1 protein-coding gene is annotated in these 903 nt (G+C 50.7%); it reads left to right on the top strand.

From position 1 onward, the window contains the following. A partial coding sequence (locus tag J5224_RS30815; protein ID WP_264628825.1) for a contractile injection system tape measure protein occupies nt 1–852 on the top strand: 852 nt, incomplete at its 5' end. Between the last annotated feature and the right edge of the window lie 51 nt (nt 853–903).

Below are 903 nucleotides of genomic sequence, written 5' to 3'. Positions count from 1 at the left end.
GGGATCACCATGACCGGCACCCCGTTCATGCATGCTGTTCTCATCGAGTTAAATCAATTATGGCGTGCTCACGCGCATCAGGACAAAGCATCTGACGATACGTCGGTTGCCGCGCTGATTGGGCGGTTACTGTCGCTCATATCCTCTACGTCACAGCAAAAAACGTTAGTACAGATCGCAAGCCAGTGCGAACAAAGTCCATCGGGAAAAACACCGTGGGCGGCACACCTGAATCTCCAGCAACCGGAAATTAAACAACTTATTGAGGCCATTGATATGACAGATAAGGACGTGAAGAAAAACGCGGAGATCTCATGGGAAAAACCGCAGAATAACGCAGAAGCAGTGGCTGAACCCGTCATCATTCACAATGCGGGATTAGTTATCGCCTCAGCCTATATCCCAATGTTATTTCAGCGGCTCGCGCTGACCGACGGGCGCAACTTTGTTGATACCCAGGCACAACTGCAAGCGCTGTTCTGCCTGCAATGGATGACGAATAGCACCAACAGCGCGCCAGAATATCAACTGTTGCTGAACAAAGTACTCTGCGGCGTTGCGCCCTCTACGGCCATTCCTCAGCAGGTTGCATTACCGGCAGGGGCCGAAACGCTCATCGAAGGTTTGCTTACGGCCATCATTGCCCACTGGCGAGTTCTGGGAAAAACCTCCATCAGCGGGCTGCAATCCACTTTCATTCAACGTGAAGGCGTGCTCACCTTCACCCCCCAACATTGGCAGCTAAATATCATCCCTGGCACCTTTGACATGCTACTCGACCAATTGCCGTGGAGCTTTCAGACCATTAAATACCCATGGATGGATATTCCCCTCTTTGTTTCATGGCGCTGAGGATAAAAACAATGATAAACCCTGGCTTCAGTCTGTTATCACGTATTCGTC

This window comes from Candidatus Symbiopectobacterium sp. NZEC135 (assembly GCF_025962695.1).
The sequence above is the reverse complement of the archived record's forward strand: the minus strand, read 5'-3'. Positions and strand labels throughout refer to the sequence as shown.